Source organism: Nitratireductor sp. GCM10026969 (assembly GCF_042660605.1).
Classification (GTDB): Bacteria; Pseudomonadota; Alphaproteobacteria; order Rhizobiales; family Rhizobiaceae; genus Chelativorans.
The window spans coordinates 1-2,208 of sequence record NZ_JBHSUM010000275.1 but is presented as its reverse complement, the minus strand read 5'-3'; the positions used below and the strand labels follow the sequence as shown (position 1 = coordinate 2,208).

Annotated in this window: 3 protein-coding genes; all 3 read left to right on the top strand. The window is 68.5% G+C overall.

The features are described 5' to 3' along the window. On the top strand, positions 1-738 hold a 738-nt coding region (locus ACFP9U_RS24795), incomplete at its 5' end, for an FAD-dependent oxidoreductase (protein WP_378625525.1). 25 nt (positions 739-763) lie between these two features. Next, positions 764-1,045, top strand: a complete 282-nt coding sequence (locus ACFP9U_RS24790; RefSeq protein ID WP_378625524.1) for a sarcosine oxidase subunit delta — start codon at positions 764-766, stop codon at positions 1,043-1,045. Next, a partial coding sequence (locus ACFP9U_RS24785) for an FAD-dependent oxidoreductase (protein ID WP_378625522.1) occupies positions 1,042-2,208 on the top strand: 1,167 nt, incomplete at its 3' end. The genes ACFP9U_RS24790 and ACFP9U_RS24785, both read left to right, overlap by 4 nt.

The following is a 2,208-nucleotide window of genomic DNA, read 5'->3' as shown; positions in this document are numbered from 1 at the left end:
CTCCAGCCGCGCGCCGGCACCGCGCGCCACGACGCGGTCGCCTGGGGCTATGCGCGCGCGGCGGATCGGCGCGGTGTCGACATCATCGAGAATTGCGCGGTGACGGGTTTCCTGCGCGAGGACGACAAGATCACCGGGGTAACCACCACGCGCGGCGAAATCCGCGCCCGGAAGGTCGGGCTGGCGGTCGCCGGCAGCACCAGCCGGCTCCTGCACATGGGAGGGATCGAGCGATTTCCCATCGAAAGCCACGTGCTGCAGGCGTTCGTCTCCGAATCGATCAAGCCCTTCGTAGACTGCGTCGTCACCTTCGGCGGCGGCCACCTCTATGCGTCCCAGTCGGACAAGGGCGGGCTGGTCTTCGGTGGCGATCTCGACGGCTATAATTCCTACGCCCAGCGCGGCAACCTGCCTTTGGTGGAGGACGTGATGGGCGAGATGACGGCCATGTTCCCGGCCACCGCCCGCCTGCGCCTCCTGCGCTCCTGGGGCGGTGTCATGGACATGTCCATGGACGGCTCACCCATCATCACCAAGGGGCCGCTGCCGGGTATGTATCTCAACTGCGGCTGGTGCTACGGCGGCTTCAAGGCCACGCCGGCCTCGGGCTTCTCCTTCGCCTGGACCATCGCCCGGGACGAACCGCACCCGGTCAACGCACCCTTCACGTTGTCGCGCTTCGCGCGCGGCGCCGTCATCGACGAAAAGGGCGCAGGGCCGACACCGAAACTGCATTAGGACCCGACATGGATTCGACGGCGCCATGCTGATTTCCTGCCCCCACTGCGGCACGCGCGATGTGTCGGAATTCTCCTATCAGGGGGACGCTGCGCGCACGCGCCCCGATCCTGCCTCGGCCGACATGAAGGCCTGGTACGACTATCTCTACAACCGGCCCAATCCCGCCGGTCCGCACCGCGAATACTGGCAGCATACGGGCGGCTGCCGGGCGCATCTTCTTCTCACGCGCGATACGCTCACCCACGAAATTCTGAGCGTGGCGTTCGCCCGGGCGGGGCTCAACGCAGCTGGAGACCGGCCATGAGTCCACGCCGTGCCTCCGCCGGCGGGCTGATCGACCGCGGCCGTTCGATCGGCTTCACCTTCGACGGCCGGGACTATACCGGTCATCCCGGCGACACACTCGCTTCCGCACTTCTCGCCAACGGCGTCAGGCTTGTCGGCCGCTCTTTCAAGTATCACCGCCCGCGCGGCATCTTCGCCGCCGGCGCGGACGAGCCGAACGCGCTCGTCACCGTGCTGAAAGACGGCGTGCGCGAACCCAACATTCCCGCCACGCAGATCGAGCTTCACGAGGGGCTCGCAGCGGAAAGCCAGAACCGCTTCCCCACGCTCGACGTCGACATCGGCGCGCTCGGCCAGCTCGCCGGACCGCTTCTCGCCGCGGGCTTCTACTACAAGACATTCATGGGCCCGGTGATCGGCCCCTTGCGCGGCACGCGCTTCTGGATGTTGTGCGAGCGCTTTATCCGCCGTGCCGCCGGCCTCGGCCGCGCCGGCTACGCGCCGGACCCGGCGCGCTATGAGAAGATGAACGCCTTTTGCGACGTGCTCGTCGTCGGCGCCGGCCCGGTTGGGCTGATGGCGGCCGAAGCCGCGACGAAGGCAGGCAGGCGGGTGATCCTCGTCGAGCAGGAACCGCGAATGGGGGGCAGCGCCAACTGGTCCGGCGAGACGATCAGCGGGAAACCGGCCCGAGACTGGGCGACAGCGCTCAGCGAGCGGCTGGCGGCGCGCGGGAATCTCCGCCTCCTCACCCGCACCACCGCCTGGGGCTATTACGACGGCAACAACATCGCAGCAATCGAGCGCGTGAGCGATCACTTGCCGAGGGCTCCCGAAGGCGCCCCCCGACACCGCCACTGGTCGATCCACGCCGGTAAGGTGGTGCTCGCCACCGGCGCGCTGGAGCGCCCGATCGTCTTTCCAGGCAACGACCGGCCCGGCGTGATGCTGGCCGGCGCCGTCCGGCGCTATATTGGCGAGTATGGTGTCCTGCCGGGGGAGAAGCTCGCCGTCTTCACCAACAACGACAGCGCCTACCACGCGGCCGCCGCGCTTAAGAAGGCCGGCGGCGCCGTGATCGCCATCATCGACGTGCGTCCGGAAATCCCGTCCGCCGCCCGGGCGCTCGCCGAAGGAGCCGGCGTGGCACCGCTCCTCGGTCATGCGGTGGTCGGCACGGCC